The 21,949-nt window shown below is 73.1% G+C and carries 20 protein-coding genes; 8 read left to right on the top strand and 12 right to left on the bottom strand.

Annotation, left to right across the window (positions count from 1 at the left end; translation table 11 throughout):
- Window positions 1-76 precede the first annotated feature (76 nt).
- Together ALMP_RS02775 and ALMP_RS02780 are read right to left on the bottom strand one after the other, a co-directional pair.
- Window positions 77-1,144 carry an RNA ligase (ATP) gene (locus ALMP_RS02775; RefSeq protein WP_264924385.1) on the bottom strand — a complete coding sequence of 356 codons (1,068 nt, stop codon included), beginning with the start codon at window positions 1,142-1,144 and terminating at the stop codon, window positions 77-79.
- Between the two features lie 229 nt (window positions 1,145-1,373).
- Complete coding sequence (locus ALMP_RS02780; RefSeq protein ID WP_264924386.1) at window positions 1,374-1,976, bottom strand: hypothetical protein; 603 nt, start codon at window positions 1,974-1,976, stop codon at window positions 1,374-1,376.
- A gap of 242 nt (window positions 1,977-2,218) precedes the next feature.
- Between ALMP_RS02780 and ALMP_RS02785 the strand changes: the two genes are divergently transcribed.
- Window positions 2,219-5,005 (top strand): penicillin acylase family protein, encoded by a 2,787-nt coding sequence (locus ALMP_RS02785; RefSeq protein WP_264924387.1) that lies wholly within the window; start codon window positions 2,219-2,221, stop codon window positions 5,003-5,005.
- Here ALMP_RS02785 and ALMP_RS02790 read toward each other — a convergent pair.
- Window positions 4,989-6,314 (bottom strand): serine-threonine protein kinase, encoded by a 1,326-nt coding sequence (locus ALMP_RS02790; RefSeq protein WP_264924389.1) that lies wholly within the window; start codon window positions 6,312-6,314, stop codon window positions 4,989-4,991. The genes ALMP_RS02785 and ALMP_RS02790 overlap by 17 nt on opposite strands.
- A 431-nt stretch (window positions 6,315-6,745) precedes the next feature.
- Here ALMP_RS02790 and ALMP_RS02800 point away from each other — a divergent pair, with 431 nt between their 5' ends.
- From ALMP_RS02800 to ALMP_RS02810, 3 genes are read left to right on the top strand one after another with little or no spacing between them, the layout of a single operon-like run.
- On the top strand, window positions 6,746-7,510 hold the full coding sequence (locus tag ALMP_RS02800; RefSeq protein ID WP_264924390.1) for an SDR family oxidoreductase: 765 nt from the start codon (window positions 6,746-6,748) through the stop codon (window positions 7,508-7,510).
- A complete protein-coding gene (locus ALMP_RS02805; RefSeq protein ID WP_264924391.1) occupies window positions 7,507-9,174 on the top strand; it encodes a class I adenylate-forming enzyme family protein in 1,668 nt (555 codons plus the stop codon). Before ALMP_RS02800 ends, ALMP_RS02805 begins: the two co-directional genes overlap by 4 nt.
- Before the next feature lie 39 nt (window positions 9,175-9,213).
- Entirely contained in the window at window positions 9,214-9,807 is a 594-nt protein-coding gene (locus ALMP_RS02810) for a TetR/AcrR family transcriptional regulator (RefSeq protein ID WP_264924392.1), read from the top strand.
- Window positions 9,808-9,861: 54 nt separating this feature from the next.
- On the opposite strand, the gene ALMP_RS02815 is transcribed toward ALMP_RS02810, so the two are convergent.
- Entirely contained in the window at window positions 9,862-11,076 is a 1,215-nt protein-coding gene (locus ALMP_RS02815) for an acyl-CoA dehydrogenase family protein (RefSeq protein WP_264924393.1), read from the bottom strand.
- A 5-nt stretch (window positions 11,077-11,081) separates the two neighbouring features.
- A complete protein-coding gene (locus ALMP_RS02820; protein WP_264924394.1) occupies window positions 11,082-12,104 on the bottom strand; it encodes a phosphotransferase family protein in 1,023 nt (340 codons plus the stop codon).
- Window positions 12,105-12,325: 221 nt separating this feature from the next.
- On the opposite strand from ALMP_RS02820, the gene ALMP_RS02825 reads away from it, so the two are divergent.
- Complete coding sequence (locus ALMP_RS02825) at window positions 12,326-13,285, top strand: NADP-dependent oxidoreductase (protein WP_264924395.1); 960 nt, start codon at window positions 12,326-12,328, stop codon at window positions 13,283-13,285.
- Between the two features lie 68 nt (window positions 13,286-13,353).
- On the opposite strand, the gene ALMP_RS02830 is transcribed toward ALMP_RS02825, so the two are convergent.
- From ALMP_RS02830 to ALMP_RS02845, 4 genes are read right to left on the bottom strand one after another with little or no spacing between them, the layout of a single operon-like run.
- Window positions 13,354-13,677 (bottom strand): DUF202 domain-containing protein, encoded by a 324-nt coding sequence (locus ALMP_RS02830; RefSeq protein ID WP_264924396.1) that lies wholly within the window; start codon window positions 13,675-13,677, stop codon window positions 13,354-13,356.
- A complete protein-coding gene (locus tag ALMP_RS02835; RefSeq protein WP_264924397.1) occupies window positions 13,674-14,066 on the bottom strand; it encodes a YidH family protein in 393 nt (130 codons plus the stop codon). Before ALMP_RS02835 ends, ALMP_RS02830 begins: the two co-directional genes overlap by 4 nt.
- A 48-nt stretch (window positions 14,067-14,114) precedes the next feature.
- Window positions 14,115-14,639 carry an NUDIX hydrolase gene (locus tag ALMP_RS02840; protein ID WP_264924398.1) on the bottom strand — a complete coding sequence of 175 codons (525 nt, stop codon included), beginning with the start codon at window positions 14,637-14,639 and terminating at the stop codon, window positions 14,115-14,117.
- A 33-nt stretch (window positions 14,640-14,672) separates the two neighbouring features.
- Window positions 14,673-15,572: a DMT family transporter gene (locus ALMP_RS02845; RefSeq protein ID WP_264924399.1), complete on the bottom strand. Its 900-nt coding sequence runs from the start codon at window positions 15,570-15,572 to the stop codon at window positions 14,673-14,675.
- A 376-nt stretch (window positions 15,573-15,948) separates the two neighbouring features.
- On the opposite strand from ALMP_RS02845, the gene ALMP_RS02850 reads away from it, so the two are divergent.
- The 3 genes from ALMP_RS02850 to ALMP_RS02860 are packed head-to-tail and all read left to right on the top strand — an operon-like array spanning window position 15,949 to window position 18,474.
- Window positions 15,949-16,926 carry a hypothetical protein gene (locus ALMP_RS02850; protein ID WP_264924400.1) on the top strand — a complete coding sequence of 326 codons (978 nt, stop codon included), beginning with the start codon at window positions 15,949-15,951 and terminating at the stop codon, window positions 16,924-16,926.
- Window positions 16,927-16,967: 41 nt separating this feature from the next.
- A complete protein-coding gene (locus ALMP_RS02855; protein WP_264924401.1) occupies window positions 16,968-17,864 on the top strand; it encodes a molybdopterin-dependent oxidoreductase in 897 nt (298 codons plus the stop codon).
- On the top strand, window positions 17,848-18,474 hold the full coding sequence (locus tag ALMP_RS02860) for a cytochrome b/b6 domain-containing protein (RefSeq protein ID WP_264924402.1): 627 nt from the start codon (window positions 17,848-17,850) through the stop codon (window positions 18,472-18,474). Before ALMP_RS02855 ends, ALMP_RS02860 begins: the two co-directional genes overlap by 17 nt.
- A gap of 211 nt (window positions 18,475-18,685) precedes the next feature.
- Here ALMP_RS02860 and ALMP_RS02865 read toward each other — a convergent pair whose 3' ends face one another.
- Genes ALMP_RS02865 through ALMP_RS02875 form a run of 3 tightly spaced genes read right to left on the bottom strand, consistent with a single transcriptional unit; the run spans window position 18,686 to window position 21,881 of the window.
- Window positions 18,686-19,696: an L-idonate 5-dehydrogenase gene (locus tag ALMP_RS02865; protein WP_264924404.1), complete on the bottom strand. Its 1,011-nt coding sequence runs from the start codon at window positions 19,694-19,696 to the stop codon at window positions 18,686-18,688.
- Between the two features lie 15 nt (window positions 19,697-19,711).
- Window positions 19,712-20,473 carry an SDR family oxidoreductase gene (locus ALMP_RS02870; RefSeq protein ID WP_264924405.1) on the bottom strand — a complete coding sequence of 254 codons (762 nt, stop codon included), beginning with the start codon at window positions 20,471-20,473 and terminating at the stop codon, window positions 19,712-19,714.
- A 10-nt stretch (window positions 20,474-20,483) separates the two neighbouring features.
- Window positions 20,484-21,881 (bottom strand): GntP family permease, encoded by a 1,398-nt coding sequence (locus ALMP_RS02875; protein WP_264924407.1) that lies wholly within the window; start codon window positions 21,879-21,881, stop codon window positions 20,484-20,486.
- Window positions 21,882-21,949: the final 68 nt, after the last annotated feature.

The raw sequence follows: 21,949 nt of genomic DNA on the forward strand, positions 1-21,949 counted from the left end.
GGGGCGGGCGGCCACGGCGGGGAGGCCGGGCGCGGCGCCCCCGCCGGCGCCGGGCCGCCGCCCCCGGCCGAGGCCCTCACTCGTACTCGGTGCCACCCTTCCGCGTCAGATACGCCGCGCTCACCGCCTTGGCGATCGCCCGCCCCCCGGTCACCGGGCTGTACCGCTCCTTCGCGGGCCGGATCACCACACCCTCCCGGATGTGCAGCTCCCGCCCGGACACGGTCTCCCGCCCGCTCGCCAGCTCCAGCACCTGCGCGCTGTCGTATGGCCCCTCGAACAGCCGCGGCACCAGGGGCAGTTCACCGCCCAGGACCTCCGCCGCGTCCAGCCACCGCACCGTGCCCCCGATCTCCGCGGACACGTCGAACACCGCGTACCCGAGGGTGTCCCGGCGGCCGTCGGCGCCGTAGGTCAGGTCCTGCACGCCCGCGCCGTACACCTCGCCGAAGACGCCGACCCGGCGCGCGCCGAGCCGCTCGGCGACCCGCGCCACCACCTCCGCGACACCGTGCCCGCGCACGGCCCGCCAGTACAGGTTGCGCGGGTCCTCCTTCAGCGCCAGCGACTTCCCGCCGAAGCCCTTGGAGGAGACGTACACCCGCCCCTCGTCGGCGACGTAGGTCAGCAGGCACGCCGACCCGTGCAGCTTCTCCGTCAGCACCACCGGCTCGCCGGGGGCGAAGATGTCCGGATAGCGCTGGATGTTCTCGATGTCGACCCACGGCAGCAGATCCGGTGCCGCCTCGACCTCCCCGCTCATCGTGGGCGGGATCGGCGGTACCCACTTGGTGATGCCGAGCAGCTCCGCGAAGTCGGTGCCCTCCGTCGCCGCCCGCATGAGGTCGACGTCCGCCAGTGCCCGCGGCCGGCAGACGATCCCCTGCGACAGCTCGCCCCGCAGCCGTACCGCCTTCACCCGGTCCGCCTTGCCGCCCGCCAGACGTCCGGTCAGCCCCAGTTCCTCGATCAGCGCGGCCGGCAGCACCGACTGCTCGGGGATGTACACGGCGGCCTCACCGGTGCGGTACGCACCCTTGGCGACGACCGCCCGGTACAGGCCGACCTGCGCCAGTTCGAGCGCGTCGGCGTTGGGGTGTTCATGGACGGTCAGCACTTCGGCGGTGACGCGCAGCGTCGACATCGGGGCTCCTTCAGGACCTCAGAGACGTTTTCATCGCCTCACACTGTCCCGACGGGAAAGCACTGGAGCGACCCGATTAGCGGCTGATAATGTCCCGCTCTTCGGCCGGCGGCGACGCCGCGCACGGACCCTGGCTCGCGCGCAGGGGGCAATAGGGGGTGCGGCATCCCCTGGCGCACCCCCGCCGTACGGAGCCGGCCCACGGTGCCGGCTCACTCCCGTCGTCCGCTCAGGCGGACACCAGCAGCCGTCCGCGCCGGGCGTACGCCAGGGCCTCGGGCGTGAGCACGGGGCGCGGGACGAGGATCCCGCAGTCCGTGCAGACCGGACCCGCCGACGGCTCGTGGTCCAGGTCGTACTTCCACGCGAGCCGCTCGCCACCGCACACCGGGCAGCCGACGCCCGGCTCCCGCTCCAGCGCGGCGATCAGCCGGCGCAGCACCTCGGCCAGCGGGTCACGGGGGTGGACCCGCGGGTCGTCGCACCACGCCACACCGAAGCCGCCCCAGGTCATCCGGTGCCAGTCGTCCACACTGCCCGGCCTGCGCAGCCCGTCGTGCTTCTCCTTCCTGCGGCGTTCGGCGAACTCCACCTCGTAGGCCAGCCACACCGCCCGTGCCTCCTCCAGTTCCTCCAACGCGGCCACGAGCCGCGCCGGGTCGGGGGAGCGGTCCTCGGGGCCGAACCCGGCCCGGGAGCACAGGTGGTCCCAGGTCGCCCTGTGTCCGTAAGGGGCGAACCGCTCAAGGCACTTGCGCAGGGAGTACCTCCGCAGCGCCAGATCGCAGCGCGGGTCGCGCACCTGTCTCGCCAGACTCCGGAAACCGGCCATCGCCTTGCACCTCCGTCACATCTGCACCTGTACTTCGGTCACTTCGGCGTCATCGCACGGACTTCGCGCGACGTCGCCGAATAGACGTATCGACAAGCGATTCGGCTCCCTTCCGCTCCATCCGATTTCCGATGCCGTCCATCAACCGGATGAGGCGACTCGAAAAAGTGACGCATGTTCATCTTCAATCCCGGGGATACCGGCGGTAACCTTCCGGCCACCCCCGTCGCTAGGAGCTGCCGATGCCACGGCGATCCCCACGTACCGCTCTCGACAGACTGAGAACTCCCGGCGGAATGCCCGGGTTCCTGAAGACCGCCTCCGTATGCGCTTTGATGGCGGGTCTTTTGTCGCCGTTCACCCCCACGGCGGCGGCCGCCGAGGTCACGGCCGTCAACGACTATTGCGGCAACCAGTGTTCCGACATCCTGCCGCCCGGTCAGAACGGCAACGCGACCCTCGCCCAGATCCTGCTCAACCAGGCCTTCGGCACCCAGCCCGCGCACGCCTCCGACCAGCTCGGCCCCTACGCCAACCTGGCCAAGGGGTATCCGACGCTCACCAACGCCACGATCAACACGTTCTTCAACGACGCGTCGTTCGGGGTTCCCGCCGATCAAGTCGCCTCCACCGTCAAGCCCGCCGGCCGCAGCGACGTGACGATCGTCCGCGACAAGAAGACGGGCGTCCCGCACATCACCGGTACCACCAGGTACGGCACCGAGTTCGGCGCCGGGTACGCGGCGGCCGAGGACCGGCTGTGGCTCATGGACGTCTTCCGGCACGTGGGCCGGGGACAGCTCACCTCCTTCGCCGGCGGTGCCGCCGACAACCAGGGCCTGGAACAGCAGTTCTGGCGCAACGCGCCGTACAGCGAGGCCGACCTCCAGGCCCAGATCGACAACGCCGTCGCGGCCAACGGCGCCCGCGGCCGGCAGGCACTCGCCGACGCGAACGCCTACCTCGACGGCATCAACGCCTACATCGACGCCTCCGACAGCGGCCGCTACTTCCCCGGTGAATACGTCCTGACCGGCCACAAGGACTCAATCACCAACGCCGGGACCATCGCCGACTTCAAGATCACCGACCTGGTGGCGCTCGGCTCGGTCATCGGCGCGCTCTTCGGGTCCGGGGGCGGCGGCGAGGTCAACAACGCCCTCTCCCTGCTCGCCGCGCAGGAGAAGTACGGCGTCGAACAGGGCACCAAGGTCTGGGAGTCGTTCCGCCAGCGCAACGACCCCGAGGCCGTCATGACCCTCCACGACGGCAAGAGCTTCCCCTACGCCGTCCGGCCCGACAACCCGCAGGGCCTGGCCCTGCCCGACCCCGGCTCGGTGGTCCGGGAGCAACTGGTCTACGACCGCACCGGCAGCGCGGCCACCGCCACCGCGACGACCACCTCCACCACGGCCGCCGCCACCGCCGTCAGTTCCGCCCGGCGCGGCATGTCCAACGCGCTCGTGGTCAGCGGCGACCACACCGCCAGCGGGCACCCGGTCGCCGTCTTCGGCCCGCAGACCGGCTACTTCGCCCCCCAGCTGCTGCTGCTCCAGGAACTCCAGGGCCCCGGCATCAGCGCCCGCGGCGCCTCCTTCGCCGGCCTGAGCATGTACGTCGAACTCGGCCGCGGCCAGGACTACGCGTGGAGCGCGACGACGTCCGGCCAGGACATCATCGACACCTACGCCGTCGAGCTGTGCCAGGACGACTACCACTACCTCTACCGCGGCACCTGCACGCCGATGGAGAAGATCGAGCAGAAGAACGCCTGGAAGCCCACGACGGCCGACGGCACCGCGGCCGGCTCGTACACGATGCGCGTCTGGCGCACCAAGTACGGTCCCGTCGAGTACCGCGCGACCATCGGCGGCAAGAAGGTCGCCTACACCACCCTGCGCTCGTCGTTCATGCACGAGGCCGACTCCATCATCGGCTTCCAGATGCTGAACGACCCGGACCACGTGAAGGGCCCGGAGAGCTTCCAGAGCGCGGTGCAGCACATCAACTACACGTTCAACTGGTTCTACGCCGACTCCGAGCACACCGCGTACTACAACAGCGGCGACAACCCGGTGCGCGCGAGCGGCGTCGACGCGGAGTTCCCGGTGTGGGCGCAGCCGGCGTACGAGTGGCGGAGCTGGGACCCGGTGACCAACACCGCCGAGTACACCCCGGCCTCCGCGCACCCCAACTCCATCGACCAGGACTACTACATCTCCTGGAACAACAAGCAGGCCAAGGACTACACGACCGCGCCCTGGGGCAACGGGTCCGTGCACCGCGGCAATCTGCTGGAGAACCGGGTGAAGAAGCTCGTCCAGGCCGGAGGTGTCACCCGTGCCTCGCTGGTGAGGGCGATGGCCGACGCGGGGCTGGCCGACCTGCGCGCCGAGGACGTCCTGCCCGACCTGCTGAAGGTGATCAACAGCTCGCCGGTCACCGACACCACGGCCGCCGCGGCGGTCTCCAAGCTCCAGGCGTGGCTGACGGCCGGCGCCAAGCGCACGGAGACCACGGCCGGTTCGAAGACGTACGCCGACGCCGACGCGATCCGCATCCTGGACGCCTGGTGGCCGCTGCTGGTGAAGGCCGAGTTCGAACCCGGCCTGGGCACAAAGCTGTACACGGCCATGACCGCCAACCTGCCCGTCGACGAGGCCCCGTCGGCCGCCCACGGCCCGACCGGCGCGCACGCGGGAAGCTCCTTCCAGTACGGCTGGTGGAGCTACGTCGACAAGGACATCCGGGCGGTGCTCGGCGAGTCGGTGCAGGGACCGCTGGGGCAGAAGTACTGCGGCGGCGGCAGCCTCAGCGCCTGCCGGAACGTCCTGATCACCTCCCTGAAGGAGGCGGCCGGCAAGACCGCCGCCCAGGTCTACCCGGGTGACGGCGTGTGCGCGGCGGGCAACCAGTGGTGCGCCGACTCGATCGTGCAGCGCACCCTCGGCGGCATCAAGCACGGCAACATCAGCTGGCAGAACCGCCCGACCTACCAGCAGGTCGTGGAGTTCACCTCCCACCGGTGAGCCCCGCCGCGAGCACCACCCGGGCCAGTTCGGGGTGGAGGATGTCGCTGTGCGCCCCGGACGGCGGGCCGCCCCGGCGGACCACCGCGGCCGCGTCGACGTTCACGCATCCCGAGGCCGGCAGGGGGCGGGCCAGGGCCTGGGCGAGGGTGTACGCGCGTGTGCCCGGCACGGCCTGCACGCCATCGTGGCCCATCGCGCCCCACTTGGCGCCCAGCAGCCGCCCGACGCCGAACTCCCCGACCGCCCCGCGGTCGTCGCCCGCCATCCGGGAGGCCAGCGGGTAGACCGTGCCCAGGGCCGTGTCGTGCCGGGAGAAGCAGCACACCAGGGGACCGTCGACGCGGTGCTGCTGCCCGCGCAGCACGCCTCCCGCGCGCGCGTCGTGCGGCAGCCGGGCCGCGAACGCGTAGTGGGAGAAGGCCCCTTGCAGCAGCGTCACGGACTTCACCGCCCGCACCCCCCGGGGCAGACCGCGCAGCGCGAACGACACCAGCCGCGCGCCGAAGCTGTGCCCGACCAGGTGCACCCGCACCCCGGGCGCGGCCTTGGCCAACCGCCCGACGAGCGGCCCGAGTCCGCGCTCACCGACCGTCCCGGCCCGCCGCTTCATCGCGTAGTACGTCGCCTGCCGCAGCAGCTCGTGCGCGCCGTCCCAGACGCCGGGCGGCGCCGGTCCGGCCGCGGCGCCCGGGGGTTCGAGGTCCGCCAGCGCCCGCGCGAACCGCGCGCACACCTCGGCCGTCGGCCCGGTCAGCATCTCCGGCTCGCCGTGCGGGCCGCCCTCCGTGAGGGTGTCCGCCGCGAACAGCGCCTGCGGCCCCGGCGGCACCGGCTCCACCAGCAACCGCACCAGGCGCCCGAACGTCTCCAGCTCGGCCTCCTCGCGCGACGCCCGCTCCAGCAGCCGCGCGATCTCCTCGACGAGGGCGGCCCGGCCCGGGAACGTCCCCACCAGCGCGCGCCGCGTGTCCTTGTCGAGCGCCGGGCGCCGGGCCGGGTCGGCCGCCACGGACCGGGGAAGGTCCGGGATCGGCTCGTCCGAGAACCGCATCGACGGCCACACCACGCCCGCGTACCCGATCCGCGCCGCCGGGGCGAGTTCGGGGAACGGCGCGAAGAAACGGCTGTAGAGCCGGGTCGCGCCGGAGCGGTCGTTGTTCCAGCCGTGCGCGAACACCACCAGATCATGGACGCCGTGCCGGGACACCCCGGCCAGCAGCCGTTCCCGCTGTCCGCCGTCGACGTCTCCGTCGGCGTCGAACGTCACCTCCCAGTAGGGAGTCGCACTCATCGCCGCGTCCGCCATGACAGGCCCCCTGTTCACCGCAGTCGTGCGCCAGGTGGGCGCATCGTCCTGCCAACCGGGCCGATTGGCCAGACGTCACGCAGCACCGGCACGCAGGCGGCCCTCAGGTGGCCCGCCCTCGACAACGCCGCCGTGGTGTCGGCGTCGCGGCCCATGTCGGACGGCCATGAGAACCGCGTCGGCCCACGGGTGGCACGGGTGGCCGCCGATGACGACGGCCGAGCGGACGACGCGTCCGCGGTGGTGAGCCACGACCACCGCCACGACCACGGCCTTCGCGGGGGCGGGGACGGCGGCCAGGGCGGGGCCGACCACGGTGATCGCGGGGACGCCGCCGATGCCGCGAGGTGACCGGTGGACCCTTCCCCGGTTACATACCGACCGGTTAGTCTGACTTCCGGAACCGATGCTCGTCGTGTCGAAGGAGACCGATGGTGGACGCCGTTGCGGGTGCTGGAGTCGTCGTCACCGGGGCCGGAGGCGGCATAGGCGCCGCCCTCGCGCGCCGGTTCGCCGCCGAGGGGGCCCGGGTCGTCGTCAACGACCTGGACGCCGGCCGGGCCGAGGCGGTCGCCGCCGAGATCGGCGGCATCGCGGTGCCCGGCGACGCCGCCGTTATCGTCGGCGCGGCCCGCGAGGCGCTCGGCGGCACGGTCGACGTCTACTGCGCCAACGCCGGGGTCGCCTGTGGCGGCACCGAAGCCGCCGACGAGTCCGTCTGGGCGCTCGCCTGGGACGTCAACGTCATGGCCCACGTCCGCGCGGCCCACGCGCTGCTCCCGGACTGGCTGGAGCGCGGCGCGGGCCGGTTCGTGTCCACCGTCTCGGCCGCCGGACTGCTCACCATGGTCGGCGCCGCCCCGTACAGCGTCACCAAGCACGGCGCGTACGCCTTCGCGGAGTGGCTGTCGCTCACCTACCGGCACCGCGGGATCAAGGTCCACGCGATCTGCCCCCAGGGCGTGCGCACCGACATGCTGGACGCCGCCGGCAGCGCGGGCGACCTGGTGCTGCGGCCCACCGCGATCGAGCCGCACGACGTGGCCGACGCCCTGTTCAAGGGCATCGCGGAGGACCGCTTCCTGATCCTGCCGCACCCCGAGGTCGCCGGGTACTACCAGGCCCGCGCCGCCGACCCCGACCGCTGGCTCAACCAGATGAACCACCTCCAGCAGAAGTGGGAGGCCGAACGGTGAGCGGCTCCCGTTACGCGGCCAAGCCCTGGCTGGCCCTCCTCGACGACGCCCAGCGCGGACCGGTCGAACCGGACGACTCCCTCGTGCACGCCCTGCGCCGGGCCGCCGCCGAGGCCCCGGAGCGCGCCTTCCTCGCCTACTTCGACGGGCGGCTCACCTACCGCGAGGCGGACGAGCTGAGCGACTCCGTCGCCGGGCGCCTCGCCGCCCGCGGCCTGGAGCGCGGCGACCGGGTCGCCGTCCTGCTGCAGAACTCCCCGCACTTCGTCCTCGCCGTCCTCGGCGCCTGGAAGGCCGGCGCGACCGTCGTACCGGTCAACCCGATGTACAAGTCGGGGGAGGTCGCCCACGTCCTGCGGGACGCCGAGGCCACCGCGCTGATCTGCTCCGACCGGGCCTGGGAGTCGTACCTGCGGCAGACGGCGGCCGACTCGCCCGTGCGGATCGTGCTCACCGGCTGCGAGTTGGATTTCCAAACCCGCCAGGACGCGCGCGTGCTCACCTTCGAACGGCTGCCGCAGGCACCCGACGCCGACGACCTCACCGCCGCCGCCCGCGCCGGACATCCCGCCCCTGAGGGCCGCGACCCGGCCCCCGCCGACCTCGCCCTGATCAGCTACACCTCGGGCACCAGCGGCACCCCCAAGGGCGCCACCAACACGCACGCCAACATCATGTACAACGCCGAGCGGCAGCGCACCGGCCTGCGTCTGCCCGAGGCGCCCGTCTACTACGCCCTGGCGCCCCTGTTCCACATCACCGGCATGGTCTGCCAGCTCGGCGCCTGCCTGAACAGCGCCGGCACGCTGGTGCTGACCTACCGCTTCGAGGCCGGCGTCGTCCTGGACGCGTTCGCCGAGCACCGCCCGCACTACACGGTCGGCCCGTCCACCGCCTTCATGGCGCTGGCCGCCCACCCGGCCGTCACCCGCGACCACTTCTCCTCCTTCGTGAACATCTCCTCCGGCGGCGCCCCCCTGCCGCCGGCCCTGGTGGAGAAGTTCCGCGCGGACTTCGGGCCGTACATCCGCAACGGCTACGGGCTCACCGAGTGCACCGCGCCCTGCGCCTCCGTCCCGCCCCACCGGGAGGCACCCGTCGACCCGGCCTCCGGGACCCTCGCGGTCGGTGCGCCCGGCCCCGACACGATCGTGCGGATCGTCGACGACGCGGGCGCGGAGGTGCCCTTCGGCGAGCAGGGCGAGATCGTCGTCCGGGGGCCGCAGGTCGTGCCCGGCTACTGGCGGCGCCCCGACGCCACCGCCGAGACCTTCCCCGACGGCGAGCTGCGCACCGGCGACATCGGCTTCCTGGACGAACAGGGCTGGCTGTACGTCGTCGACCGCAAGAAGGACATGATCAACGCGTCCGGCTTCAAGGTGTGGCCGCGCGAGGTGGAGGACGTGCTGTACACCCACCCGGCGGTGCGCGAGGCGGCCGTTGTCGGTGTGCCCGACGGCTACCGCGGCGAGACCGTCAAGGCCTACATCAGCCTGCGTCCGGGCGCCGGCGCGGACCCGGATGAACTCGCGGTGTACTGCAAGGAGAGACTGGCCGCCTACAAGTACCCCAGGCAGGTGGAGATCCTGCCCGACTTGCCCAAGACGGCCAGTGGGAAGATCCTCCGGCGGGAACTGCGTTCCCGTACGCACGACAGCCAGTAGGCAACGCCCGCAAGGCGACGAGAAAGGCAGGTGGCGGCAGTGCCCAGGACTTCGGACGGCGACGGGACTCCCGTGCCGCAGCGGCTGCTGGCCGCCGCCACCCGGCTCTTCGCCGAGCAGGGCTACGACCGCACCTCCGTACAGGAGATCGTCGAGGCGGCCGGCGTCACCAAGGGCGCGCTGTACCACTACTTCGGCTCCAAGGACGACCTGCTGCACGAGGTGTACGCGCGCGTGCTGCGCGTCCAGCAGGAAAGACTCGACGCCTTCGCGGACGCCGACGAGCCGATCGAGAAGCGCCTGCGGGCCGCGGCGGCCGACGTGGTCGTCACCACGATCGAGAACCTCGACGACGCGATGATCTTCTTCCGCTCGATGCACCACCTCAGCCCCGAGAAGAACAAGCAGGTCCGCGCCGCGCGCCGCCGCTACCACGAGCGCTTCCGCGCCCTCGTGGAGGAGGGCCAGGAGGCGGGCGTCTTCTCCACGGCGACGCCGGCGGACCTGGTCGTCGACTACCACTTCGGCTCGGTGCACCACCTGTCGACCTGGTACCGCCCCGACGGGCCGATGAGCCCCCAGGAGGTCGCGGACCACCTCGCGGACCTGCTGCTGCGCGCCCTGCGTCCCTGACACGCGCGCGTGCGGGGCGGCCGCCGACGGGCGACCGGCCCCGCACCCGTCATCTCACAGGTACTTCTTCAGCTCCCGCCGCGCCAGCGACCGCTGGTGCACCTCGTCCGGCCCGTCCGCGATCATCAGCGTGCGCGCCCCCGCGTACAGCTCGGCCAGCGGGAAGTCCTGGCTGACGCCGCCCGCGCCGTGCAGCTGGATCGCCCGGTCGATGATGTCGACGACCGCGCGCGGCGTGGCGATCTTGATGGCCTGGATCTCCGTGTGGGCGCCCCGGTTGCCGACCGTGTCCATCATCCAGGCCGTCTTCAGCACCAGCAGCCGCAGCTGCTCGACGGTCACGCGCGCGTCCGCGATCCAGTTGTGGACCACGCCCTGCTGCGCCAGCGCCTTGCCGAAGGCGTCGCGGGAGACGGCTCTGCGGCACATCAGCTCGATCGCCCGCTCCGCCATCCCGATCAGCCGCATGCAGTGGTGGATGCGGCCGGGCCCCAGCCGGGCCTGCGCGATGGCGAAGCCGCCGCCCTCCTCGCCGATCAGGTTCGTCACCGGCACACGCGCGTGGTCGAAGACCACCTCGGCGTGGCCGCCGTGGGAATGGTCCTCGTAGCCGAAGACCTTCATGGCGCGCTCGACCCTGACGCCGGGCGTGTCGCGCGGGACCAGCATCATCGACTGCTGACGGCGGATGTCCGGCCCGTCGGGATCGGTCTTGCCCATCACGATGAAGATCGCGCAGTCCGGGTTCATCGCCCCGGAGATGTACCACTTGCGGCCGGTGACGACGTACTCGTCGCCGTCCCGCGCGATGTGGGTGGTGATGTTCGTGGCGTCGGAGGAGGCCACCTCCGGCTCGGTCATCGCGAACGCCGAGCGGATCTCCCCGGCCAGCAGCGGCTCCAGCCACTGCTTGCGCTGCCGCTCGTCACCGAACTGCGCGAGCACCTCCATGTTCCCGGTGTCGGGCGCGGCGCAGTTCAGCGCGGTCGGCGCGAGCTGCGGGGAGCGGCCGGTGATCTCGGCCAGCGGCGCGTACTGGAGGTTGGTCAGCCCGGCGCCGTACTCCGCGTCGGGCAGGAAGAGGTTCCACAGCCCCCGGCGGCGGGCCTCGGCCTTCAGCTCCTCCACCACGGCCGGGGTGTCCCACGGGGAGGCGAGCGCGGCGCGCTGCTCCTCCGCGACCGCCTCGGCGGGGTAGACGTACTCGTCCATGAAGGCGAGCAGCTTGCCGCGCAGTTCCTCGGTGCGCGCGTCGAACGCGAAGTCCATGGCCGTCAGCCTTCCTGGAGAGTGGTCAGTCCGTGGTCGATGAAGACGGGGACGAGCTCGCCGATGCGGTCGAAGCCGCGCCCCACCGTCTGGCCCAGGGTGTAGCGGTAGTGGATGCCCTCCAGGATCACGGCGAGCTTGAACCAGGCGAACGCCGTGTACCAGGAGACGGCCGTGACGTCGCGCCCCGAGCGCGCGGCGTACCGTTCGACCAGCTCGGCCGGGGCCGGGTGGCCCGGGGCCGCGGCCGTCGTGGAGATGGGGGAGCCGGGGAGCTCCAGCGGGACGCTGTACATCACCAGCAGACCCAGGTCGGTCAGCGGGTCGCCCAGTGTGGACATCTCCCAGTCGAGGATCGCCTTGATGCGGTCGCCGTCGCCGATCAGGACGTTGTCCAGCCGGTAGTCGCCGTGCACGACCGTGGCGGCGGGGGAGGACGGCAGGCTGCGGCCCAGCGCCGCGTGCAGCTCGTCGATGCCCGCCAGGTCGCGACTGCGGGAGGCGTCCAGCTGCTTGCCCCAGCGGCGCAGCTGCCGGTCCAGGAAGCCCTCGGGGCGGCCGAAGTCCGCCAGCCCGACCTCGGCCGGATCCACGGCGTGCAGCTCCACCAGCGTGTCCACGAGCCCGAGCACCGCCTCCCGGGTGCGTTCCGGGCCGAGCGCGGCGAGCTGGTCCGCGGTGCGGTACGGCGTGCCCGCGACGAACTCCATGACGTAGAACGGCGCTCCGAGCACCTCCTCGTCCTCGCACAGCAGCACCGGACGCGGCACCGGCACGCTGGTCGGGTGCAGCGCGCTGATCACCCGGTGCTCGCGCCGCATGTCGTGCGCGGTGGCCAGGACGTGCCCGAGCGGCGGCCGCCGCACCACCCATCTCGACGTGCCGTCCGCCACCTCGTACGTCAGGTTCGAGCGCCCGCCCTCGATCAGCCGGCCGGTGAGCGGGCCCCGCGCCAGGCCGGGCCGCTCACGGTCGAGCAGGGTGCGCAGCCGGTCGAGGTCGAGTCCGGGCGGATGGTCGGGGCTCATGCGTCGCTCCTACGGACGGGTGAAACGGGACTGGCCCCATGATGCCGACCGGTCGGTATGTCGTCCAGTGGGGGCACCCGACGTGATCAGGGCCACGATAGGCCGACGGCTCACCGGGCAGAAGCCGGGAAGCCGCGGCGGGGCGATTTCCGGACGGGTCAGCGGCCCGTGCCGGGGCGTCCGGCTTGCGTGGCGTTCACCCGCGTCGGAGGGTCGGTGGCATGAAGGGCATCAGCTACAGCCGGTACGGCGGTCCCGAGGTCCTGGAGTATGGAGAGCTGCGCGACCCGAGCATCGGGCCCGACTCCGTCCTGGTCAAGGTGCGGGCGGCGGCCGTCAACCCCGTCGACTGGAAGGCTCGGCAGGGCCGCCTCGACGGCGTCCTCGACACCGTCTTCCCCGTGGTCCCCGGCTGGGACGTCTCGGGGGTGGTGGTCCGGCCCGGCCCGTCCGTCACGGAGTTCTCCGTCGGCGACGAGGTCATCGGCTACGTCCGCGAGGACTTCCTCTCCCGCGGCACCTTCGCCGAGTACGTCGCCGCGCCGGTGCGCACCCTCGGCCGCAAACCGCGCAACCTCACCTGGGAGGCGGCGGCGGGCCTGCCGCTGGTCGGACTCACCGCGTACCAGGTGCTGGTCAAGGCCCTCCAGGTCAGACGAGGCGAGACGGTCCTCGTGCACGCGGCCGCCGGCGGCGTCGGCTCGATCGCGGTGCAGCTCGCCCGCCACCTCGGCGCCCGGGTCATCGGCACGGCGGGCGAGGACAACCACGACTTCGTGCGCTCACTGGGCGGCGAGCCCGTCACCCACGGCGACGGACTCTCCGAACGGGTGCGCGGGCTGGCCCCCGAGGGCCTGGACGCGGCCTTCGACACCGTCGGCGGCGACACCTTGAAGGTCTCCGCCAACCTGCTGGCACCCGAGGGCCGCCTGGTCTCCATCGCCGACGGCGACGTGGTCGACTACGGCGGCCGCTACCTCTTCGTCCGCCCCGACCCCACCGACCTCACCCGGCTGGCGGAACTCGCCGAACAGGGCGTGGTGGACGTGCACGTCTCGCACACGTTCCCCCTGGAGCGAGCGGCCGACGCCCACCGGCTCAGCGAGGAGGGGCGCACACGGGGAAAGATCGTGGTGACCGTTGCCTGGGAGGAGGAAGAGCGGCTCGGCACCGGATGGTGAGCGCGGACCCGGCCGCCGCACAGCGGCAGCGACGCCCGCTGACCGCCACGGTCACCGTGCACGCCGCCTCACAGCAGCAGCGTCGCCGCGCACACCGCCACGGCCACCGTGCACAGCACCGCCGCCGCGGCCTGCCGATGGGGCAGCGGGGGCGGGGCGGGCGTCGAGGCGAGGGTGCGGATGCGTCGGTGGGCCAGCAGCAGGAAGGCGAGCCAGAGGCCGCAGCAGGCCGCGCACACCGCGACGGCGGCGGCCGAGGCACCCCCGTGCAGCGCGGTCCTGACGGCGAGGACGGCGGCCACGGTGCTGGAGAGCGTCGTACGGCGCCAGGCGAGGCGGGTGCGTTCCGGTTGCAGGCCGGGGTCGCGCTCCGGGGCGGCCGCGGGGGTCACCCCTCCCACCCGAGCAGGACGACGGCCACCATCGCGACGGCCACCACCGCGACGACCAGACTCAGCAGCGCGGGGAACCGGGACGTCGGCAGGTCCTCGCCCCGGCGCATCGCCCGCTCGCACCGCACCCAGTGGTTCACCGCGCGCAGGGAGCACAGCACGCCCGCCGCGAGCAGCGCCAGCGCCAGCCCGACCCGCCAGCCCCAGCGCAGGTCCGGCAGGAACTGGTCCACCGCGAAGCCGCCGCCGATCAGCGCGAGCGCGGTGCGCAGCCAGGCCAGGAAGGTCCGCTCGTTCGCCAGCGAGAACCGGTAGTCGGGCGTCCGTCCCTCCTGCCGGACCTGATCGGGCGCGAACCACAACCGGACGTTCCGCACGAAGTCGATCACCCGCAGGACCCTCCCCGCAGCCTCCCGGCACCCGCCGGTTCCGGTTCCCTACACTCCACCGAGGCCCGCCCGGTAGGCCCTGAGCCGTTCGTAGGCCGCCAGTCCGTCCGGGACCCACTCCCAGTCCAGGAGGTGCCGCTCGACCTCCTCCTCCGGGAGGAAGGCGTGCCAGGCCACCTCCTCCACCTGGGGGCGCACCGGCAGCTCGCAGCGGACCTCGTACACGGCCGACCACCAGCTCTGCCCGGCGCCGTCGTCGTAGAGGAACTTGAAGAGGAACTCCGGGCGCGGCAGACCGCTGACGCCGAGTTCCTCCTCCGCCTCGCGCAGGGCGGCGTCGTCATAGGCCTCGCCCGCGCCGACCACCCCGCCGACGAACATGTCGTGCAGGGAGGGGAAGACCAGCTTGGTCGCGGTGCGGCGGTGGACGAACAGCCGGCCCCCGGCGTCACGCGCCTGGACGAAGACGCAGCGGTGGCGCAGCCCCTCGGCGTACACCCGGCCGCGCGGCAGCCGTCCGATGACCTGGTCGTGCTCGTCGACGATGTCGAGGATCTCGTCAGCAGCGCTCATGCGCCCATCCAAGCAGGGCCGCGTCCCGGGACGTCACTGCGGCTGGAGGCCGGGCACCCGCTGCTGCACCCGCGCCGCCGAACCCTGCGGCATCGCCGGGTGCATCCCGAGCAGCACGATCCCGCCGACGACCGCCGCGAGCCCCGCCGCCTGCCAGGTCAGCGCCCCCGGATCGGTGCGCAGCCGGTCCCCGAGGAAGCCGACCCCGCAGATGATCCCGGCGAGCGGCTGGGCCGCGGTCAGCGCGGGCAGCGACATCCGCAGGGGCGCCGTCTCGAAGGCGCTCTGCACCAGCACCAGCCCGGTCACCCCGAGCGCCAGCACGGCGTACGGCTGCCAGCCGGTCAGCAGCTCGACCAGGCCGCCCTCGGAGAAACGCTCCCCGCTGACCCGGGTCAGGGCGTCCTGGACGCCGTACAGCAGACCGGCGGCGAGGGCGAGCAGGACCGGGCCCGAGGACAGGCGTGAGCGCTTGGCGTATCCGGTGAGCAGCAGGGCCAGCCCGACCATCACCCCGATGATCAGCCAGTGCCGCAGCGGATGCGCGCCCGCGCTGCCGCCGCGCGGCTCGCCCGCGACGATGAACGCGGACACCCCGCCCGCGAGCAGCAGCAGACCCGCCCAGCCCTGGCGGCCCAGCGGCTGCTTGGTCTGGTGGCGGGAGAGGGCCAGGGCGAACAGCAGGTTCGTCGCCAGCAGGGGCTCCACGAGGGAGATCTCGCCGTTGCCGAGCGCGACCGCGCCCAGCGCCATGCCGACCACCATCAGCCCGATGCCGCCCAGCCAGCGCGGCACCCGCACGAGGTCGAGCAGCAGCCGTGGGGAGAGGAAGTCCGCGCGGGGCGCCTTCTGCGCCGCGTTCTGCTGCAGGACGAAACCGAAGCCCAAACAGCACGCGGCACTCACGGCGAGAACCAGAACCAGAACCGACACGCTGCGTACCTCGATCATCGGGTCGGGCCACGAAGTGGGGGAGTGGCCGACTGTCATGTCCCCGGCGCGCGACGGCTGCCAGGAGCGGCCGCGGGACGGTGGGGGGCCCGGGTGCGGGCGGCGACCGTACGGCCATGCTCCGGTACCGGACCGGGTGGCGCCATGGCGTACGCCACACCACCGTCCGCCCCGCCCCGTCCGCCACCCGCCCGGCCGGACGCCGCGCGCCGCCAAGTCCCCCTCCAGGAAGCGGAGTTGACACCTGTCACATTCCGCCGGCCCTTGACGGGACCGGCGGCGGGGGATTTGCTGTGGTGATCGGCCGACCACGGGCCGACGTCAGGCCCGCCACCGAGGAGGATCAGGAAGTCCCGCGGTGCCCCCATCCCCGACCCCCCTCGGCCCCGGCCGCGAGCCCGCCGACCGCACCCCCGGCACGGCCCCGGACGCCTCCCCGGGCGCGGCCCTCGACGACACCGACCTCGCCGCCGCCCGCACCGCGCTGGCCCAGGGCCGCTGGCAGACCGTCCGTTCCCTGCTCGCCCGCACCCGCGACGACTGGGACCGTCGCGGCCACCGGATCACCGTCCTCGCCCTCGAACCGTACGCCGCCGCCTGGAGCCACGAATGGCTGCTCGTCGACCCCGGCTGCATCGACGCCACCGTCCTGCTCGCGCTCGCCCGGGTCCGGCGCGCCCTGCGCGGCGAGGAGGACCCCGAGGCGGCCCGCGGCGCCTGCCGGGAGGCCGCCGCGCTCGCGCCCGCCGACCCCACACCGTGGCTCGGCCTGCTCATGCTGGAGAGCGGCGGCGGCGCCGACACCGTGCGCGTCTTCGAGGAGATCCGGGCCCGGCACCGCGAGCACCACCACGCCCACCACCTGATGGTCGCCCGGCTCGCCGAACGCCGGGCCGCCGCGGGTCCGGACCCGCTGCACGAGGTCTACGAATTCGCCGCCTGGGCCGCCGAGCAGGCCCCCGCCGACTCCCCGCTCGCCATCCTGCCGATCGTCGCGCACGCCGAGCGCTACCGCGCCCTGGCCGCCCACGGCCTCGCCCCCGCCGACCCAGCCGACGCCCCGCACTGGCGCGACCACCGCGCCCGGGACGTGATGAAGGCCGCCTTCGACTGGTGGCTGGAGTGGGAGCACGAAGGGCACCCCCGCCGGCTGATCGACCTGAACTACCTCGCCCACGCCAAGGTCTGCGAGGGCCGGCCCGCCGAGGCCGCCGCCCTGTTCCACCGCATCGGCGACCACGTCACCCCGCAGCCCTGGTCCTACCCGGACCGCGATCCGTACGCCGCCTTCCGCGCGGCCCGCGACGGCGCGCTCGGCCGCGGGTCCACCGGCTGACCCCCTGGCCCCAGCGGGCCCCGAGGTGCTCGAATGGACGGGTGAATCCCGAACAGTCCGCCGGCCGCGAGCTCCGCGCGGCTCGCTCCGCGCAATCCGAGGACCGCGCCGAGCGAGCCGCGCAATCCGAGGACCGCGCGGAGCGATCCGCGCAATCCGAGGACCGCGCGGAGCGATCCGCGCAATCCGAGGACCGCGCGGAAACACCCGGGGCTCGCCCGGAGACCCGCGAGGACCGCGGTACCCCCGTCGGCCGCCGTGTCTTCCTCGGCACGCTCGGTCTGGGCGCCCTCGGAGTCGTCGCCGCGCCCACCCTCCAGCGCGGCCTGGAGGGCTTCCTCGCCGGCGCCGCAGAGAAGGACCCCACCGGGCTCACCGGTCTGCTCCCCAACGGCGGCGGCTTCCGGTACTACTCGGTGGCGTCCTCCGTGCCGCGCAAGAACGCCCGCACCTACCGCCTCACCGTCGACGGCCTCGTCGACCGCCCGGCCACCTACACCCTCGCCGACCTCCAAGCCCTGCCGCAGACCCGGATCGTCAGGGACGTCCAGTGCGTCACCGGCTGGCGCGTGCCCGACACGCCCTTCGAAGGCGTACGCCTGTCGGTGCTGCTGGACGCGGCCGGAGTGCGCGCCGGGGCCCGCGCGGTCCGCTTCACCTGCTTCGACGGCACCTACACCGAGAGCCTCACCCTCGACCAGGCCCGCCGCGCGGACGTCCTGGTCGCCCTGCGCATGCGGGACGAGGACCTCAACCACGCCCACGGCGGTCCCGTGCGCCTCTACGTGGCGCCCATGTACTTCTACAAGTCCGCCAAGTGGCTCTCCGGCATCACCGTCACCGAGAAGGTCCGGCCGGGCTACTGGGAGAAACGGGGCTACGACATCGACGCCTGGGTGGGCCGTTCGAACGGGCGGGACGATGAACCCACCGGCTGAGGCCCCGCCGGCCGCGCCCACCCGCCTCCACCGCTTCACCCGCGCCGAACGGTGGGTGCACCGTACGACGGCCCTGCTGATGGGCGTGTGCGTGCTGACGGCGGCGTTCCTCTACGTCCCGGAGCTCGCGCAGCTCGTCGGCCGCCGCGAGCTGGTGGTCCGCGTCCACGAGTGGGCCGGCCTCGCCCTGCCCGTGCCCGTCCTGGCCGGCCTCGCCTCCCGCGCCTTCCGCGCCGACCTCGGCCGGCTCAACCGCTTCGGCCCGCACGACCGGCGCTGGCTGCGCGCCGTGCTGCGCCGCGACCGGCGACGGGAGTCCCGCCCGGCCGGCAAGTTCAACGCCGGGCAGAAGATCTACGCGTCCTGGATCGCCGGGGCGACCCTCGTCATGCTCGGCACGGGCCTGCTCATGTGGTTCACCCACCTCACCCCGCTGATGTGGCGCACCAGCGCGACCTTCGTGCACGACTGGCTGGCCCTGACCATCGGCATCGTCCTGGCCGGCCACATCGGCATGGCCCTGGCCGACCCCGAGTCCCGCCGGGGCATGCGGACGGGGTCGGTGAGCGAGGAGTGGGCGCGCACGGAGCACCCGCTCTGGCGGGACTGACCGGCGCCTTCGGCCGACCGGCCGCGCGGTACCGGCCGGCCGCGCGGTTCGGACGCCCCGAAGCCGTCGGGTCCCCTGAAGCCCTCGCAGGCCCCGAAGCCGTCGGGTCCCCTGAAGCCCTCGACCGCCCCGAATCCGCGGAGGCTCCCGAGTCCTCAGGCGCCCCCGATGAGCCCGGACGCCCCGAACAAGACCCTCACGCCCCGAGCCCTCAGACGGCTTCGAAGTCCAGCAGCACCTTGCAGGACCGCCCCCGGTCGGCCGCCAGCGCGAACGCCGCCTCCGCCTCCCGCACCGGCACCACCGCGGTGACCAGCCCGTCGAAGGCGTTCTCGGCCGCCAGCAACGCCGGAGCCTCGTCGAACTCGGTGTCGAACCGGAACGCCCCGCGCAGCTCGATCTCCCGGCTGACCACCAGGTTGCCCGCGAACGGACTGCGCCCCGGCGGCAGCATCCCGAGCTGCACGACGACCCCGCCGCGCCGCACCAGCCGCAGACAGGTGTCGAGCCCCGCGGCCACCCCGGACGCCTCGACCGCCACGTCCACCTCGGACGGCCACCCCGGATCCGCCGGGTCGTCGGCCCGCACCAGGGTGTCGGCGCCGGCCGTACGGGCGTGCTCCAGGGCGGCCGGCAGCAGGTCCGTGACGGTCACCCGGGCCGCGCCGGCCGCCTTCGCCGCCGCGACCACCAGACAGCCGATCGGCCCCGCCCCGGTGACCAGCACATGCCGCTCGGCCACCGGACCGGCCCGCCGCACTGCGTGCAGCGCCACCGCCAGCGGCTCGGCGAGCGCCGCCCGGCGCGGATCGAGACCCTCGGGCAGCGGTCGCAGCTGGTCCTCCGGGACGACGATCTCGGCCGCGAACCCGCCCTGGACGTGCGGCGTGCGGGCCGCGCTGCCCAGGTAGCGGGTGTCGCGGCAGACGTTGCGCCGCCCGTCCGCGCACTCCGGGCACACCCCGCACGGGGTGGCCGGGTGCACGGCGACCGCCGTACCGGCCAGCGGCCCGGAGACGACCGTGCCCACCACCTCGTGGCCCAGCACCATCGGCTCCCGCAGCCGGAAGTCGCCGACTCCGCCGTGCCGCCAGTAGTGCAGATCGGAGCCGCAGATCCCGCCGTAGCGGACCGCGACCAGCACCTGCCCCGGACCCGGCGAAGGGGACGGCAGCTCCTCGACCCGCAGGTCGCCCCGGCCGTGGATCACACACCCCAGCATCCGCACCGCCCCCTTCTAGAGCACGCTCGTCATGCCGCCGTCGACGTACAGGACCTGCCCGCTGACGAAGTCCGCCGCCGGGGAGGCGAGGAACAGCACCCCGCCCACCAGGTCCTCGGTACGGCCCCAGCGTCCGGCCGGGGTGCGCCGCCGCACCCAAGAGCTGAACTCCTCGTCCGCCACCAGCGGCCGGGTCAGCTCGGTCTCGATGTAGCCCGGCCCCAGCCCGTTGACCTGCACGCCGTACGGCCCCCAGTCCGCGCACATGCCCTTGGTGAGCATCTTCAGCGCGCCCTTGGTCGCCGCATACGGCGCGATGCCGGGGCGGACCACCTCGCTCTGCAGCGAGCAGATGTTGATGATCTTGCCGTGGCCGCGTTCCGTCATCCGCCGGGCCGCCTCGCGGCCGACCAGGAACGCGCTGGTGAGATTGGTGTCCAGCAGCCGGTGCCAGTCCGCGTCCGTGAACTCGAGGAGCGGGGCCCGCAGCTGCGTGCCCGCGTTGTTGACCAGGATGTCCAGCGGGCCGACCCGCTGTTCGACGTCCGCGACGCCGGCCGCCACCGAGGCGCCGTCGGTGACGTCGAACACGGCCGTGTGCACCCGCTCGCCGGGCAGGTCGGCGGCCGCCCGCCTCAGGCGTTCGCCGTCCCGGCCGTTGAGGACCACCGTGCATCCGGCCTCCGCCAGGCCCCGGGCGAGGGCGAGGCCGATGCCCCGGCTGGAGCCGGTGACCAGGGCCGTGCGGCCGGTGATGTCGAACAGGGGGTGACTCATCGCCGTACTCCTAGATGATCAGGGAGAGGAGCAGGACCACACCGCCAGCGACGACCGAGATGATCGTCTCCATGATCGACCAGGTCTTGATCGTCTGGCCGACGCTCAGCCCGAAGTACTCCTTGACCAGCCAGAACCCGGCGTCGTTGACATGGCTGAAGAAGAGCGAGCCGGCGCCGATGGCCAGCACGAGCAGCGCGGTCTCGCCGGTCGACATGCCTTCGGCGAGGGGGGCGACCAGGCCGGCCGCCGAGACCGTCGCCACCGTCGCGGAGCCGGTCGCGAGCCGGATCGCCACCGCGATCAGCCAGGCCAGCAGCAGCGCCGGGATCGACCAGTCCTCGGAGATGTCCAGGACCATCTGGCCCACGCCGGAGTCGATCAGCGTCTGCTTGAAGCCGCCGCCCGCGCCGACGATGAGCAGGATGCCCGCGATCGGCGCGAGGCCCTTCTCGACCAGCTGCGAGATCCGCTCCTTGGAGAACCCGGCGGGCCGGCCCAGCGTGAAGATACCGACGAGCACGGCGGCCAGCAGGGCGATCAGCGGGGAGCCGACGACGTCGAAGACCCGCTGCACGGTGTTCTCCGGGTCGTCCACCACGATGTCCACCAGGGCCTTGGCCAGCATCAGCACGACCGGCAGCAGGATGGTCGCCAGTGTGGCGCCGAAGCCGGGGCGCTTCTCCAGCTCCTCCGACGGCCGTTGCGGAATCATCCGCTCGGGCGCCGTGACGTCCACCCAGCGGGCGGCGAACCGGGAGAACAGCGGACCGGCTATGACCACCGTCGGTATGGCGACCAGGACGCCCAGCGCCAGCGTGACGCCGAGGTTGGCCTGCACCGCGTCGATCGCGACGAGCGGGCCCGGGTGCGGCGGCACCAGGCCGTGCATCACGGACAGACCGGCCAGCGCCGGGATGCCGATCCGCATGAGCGAGTAGTTGCCGCGCCTGGCCACCATCAGCACGACCGGGATCAGCAGCACGACGCCGACCTCGAAGAACAACGGCAGCCCGATCACCGAGGCGATCAGCACCATCGCCCACGGCATCGAACGGCCGCCCGCCCTGGCGAGGATCGTGTCGACGATCTGGTCGGCGCCGCCGGAGTCGGCGAGCATCTTGCCGAGGATCGCGCCGAGCGCGATCAGCACGCCCACACCGGCGACCGTGGAGCCGAGGCCGGTGGTGAAGCTGGTGATGGCCTTGTCGAGCGGCGCCCCGGCGAACGCGCCCAGCGCGAGCGAGCCGATGGTGAGCGCCAGGAAGGCGTGGAGCTTGAACCGGGTGATGAGCAGGACGATGACGGCGATGCCCGCCAGCACGGCGATGCCCAGCTGGGCGTGGCCGGCCGAGGTGATCGGCTCGACGGTGTCCGCTGCCAGCATCTCGACACTGAGTCTGGTCACGGGGGTCCCTTGCAGGTACGGGGATGGGGGGATGAGGGAGAACTGGAGAAGGGGGGAGGGGGAAGGGG

It is taken from the genome of Streptomyces sp. A012304 (assembly GCF_026008495.1).
Classification (GTDB): Bacteria; Actinomycetota; Actinomycetes; order Streptomycetales; family Streptomycetaceae; genus Streptomyces.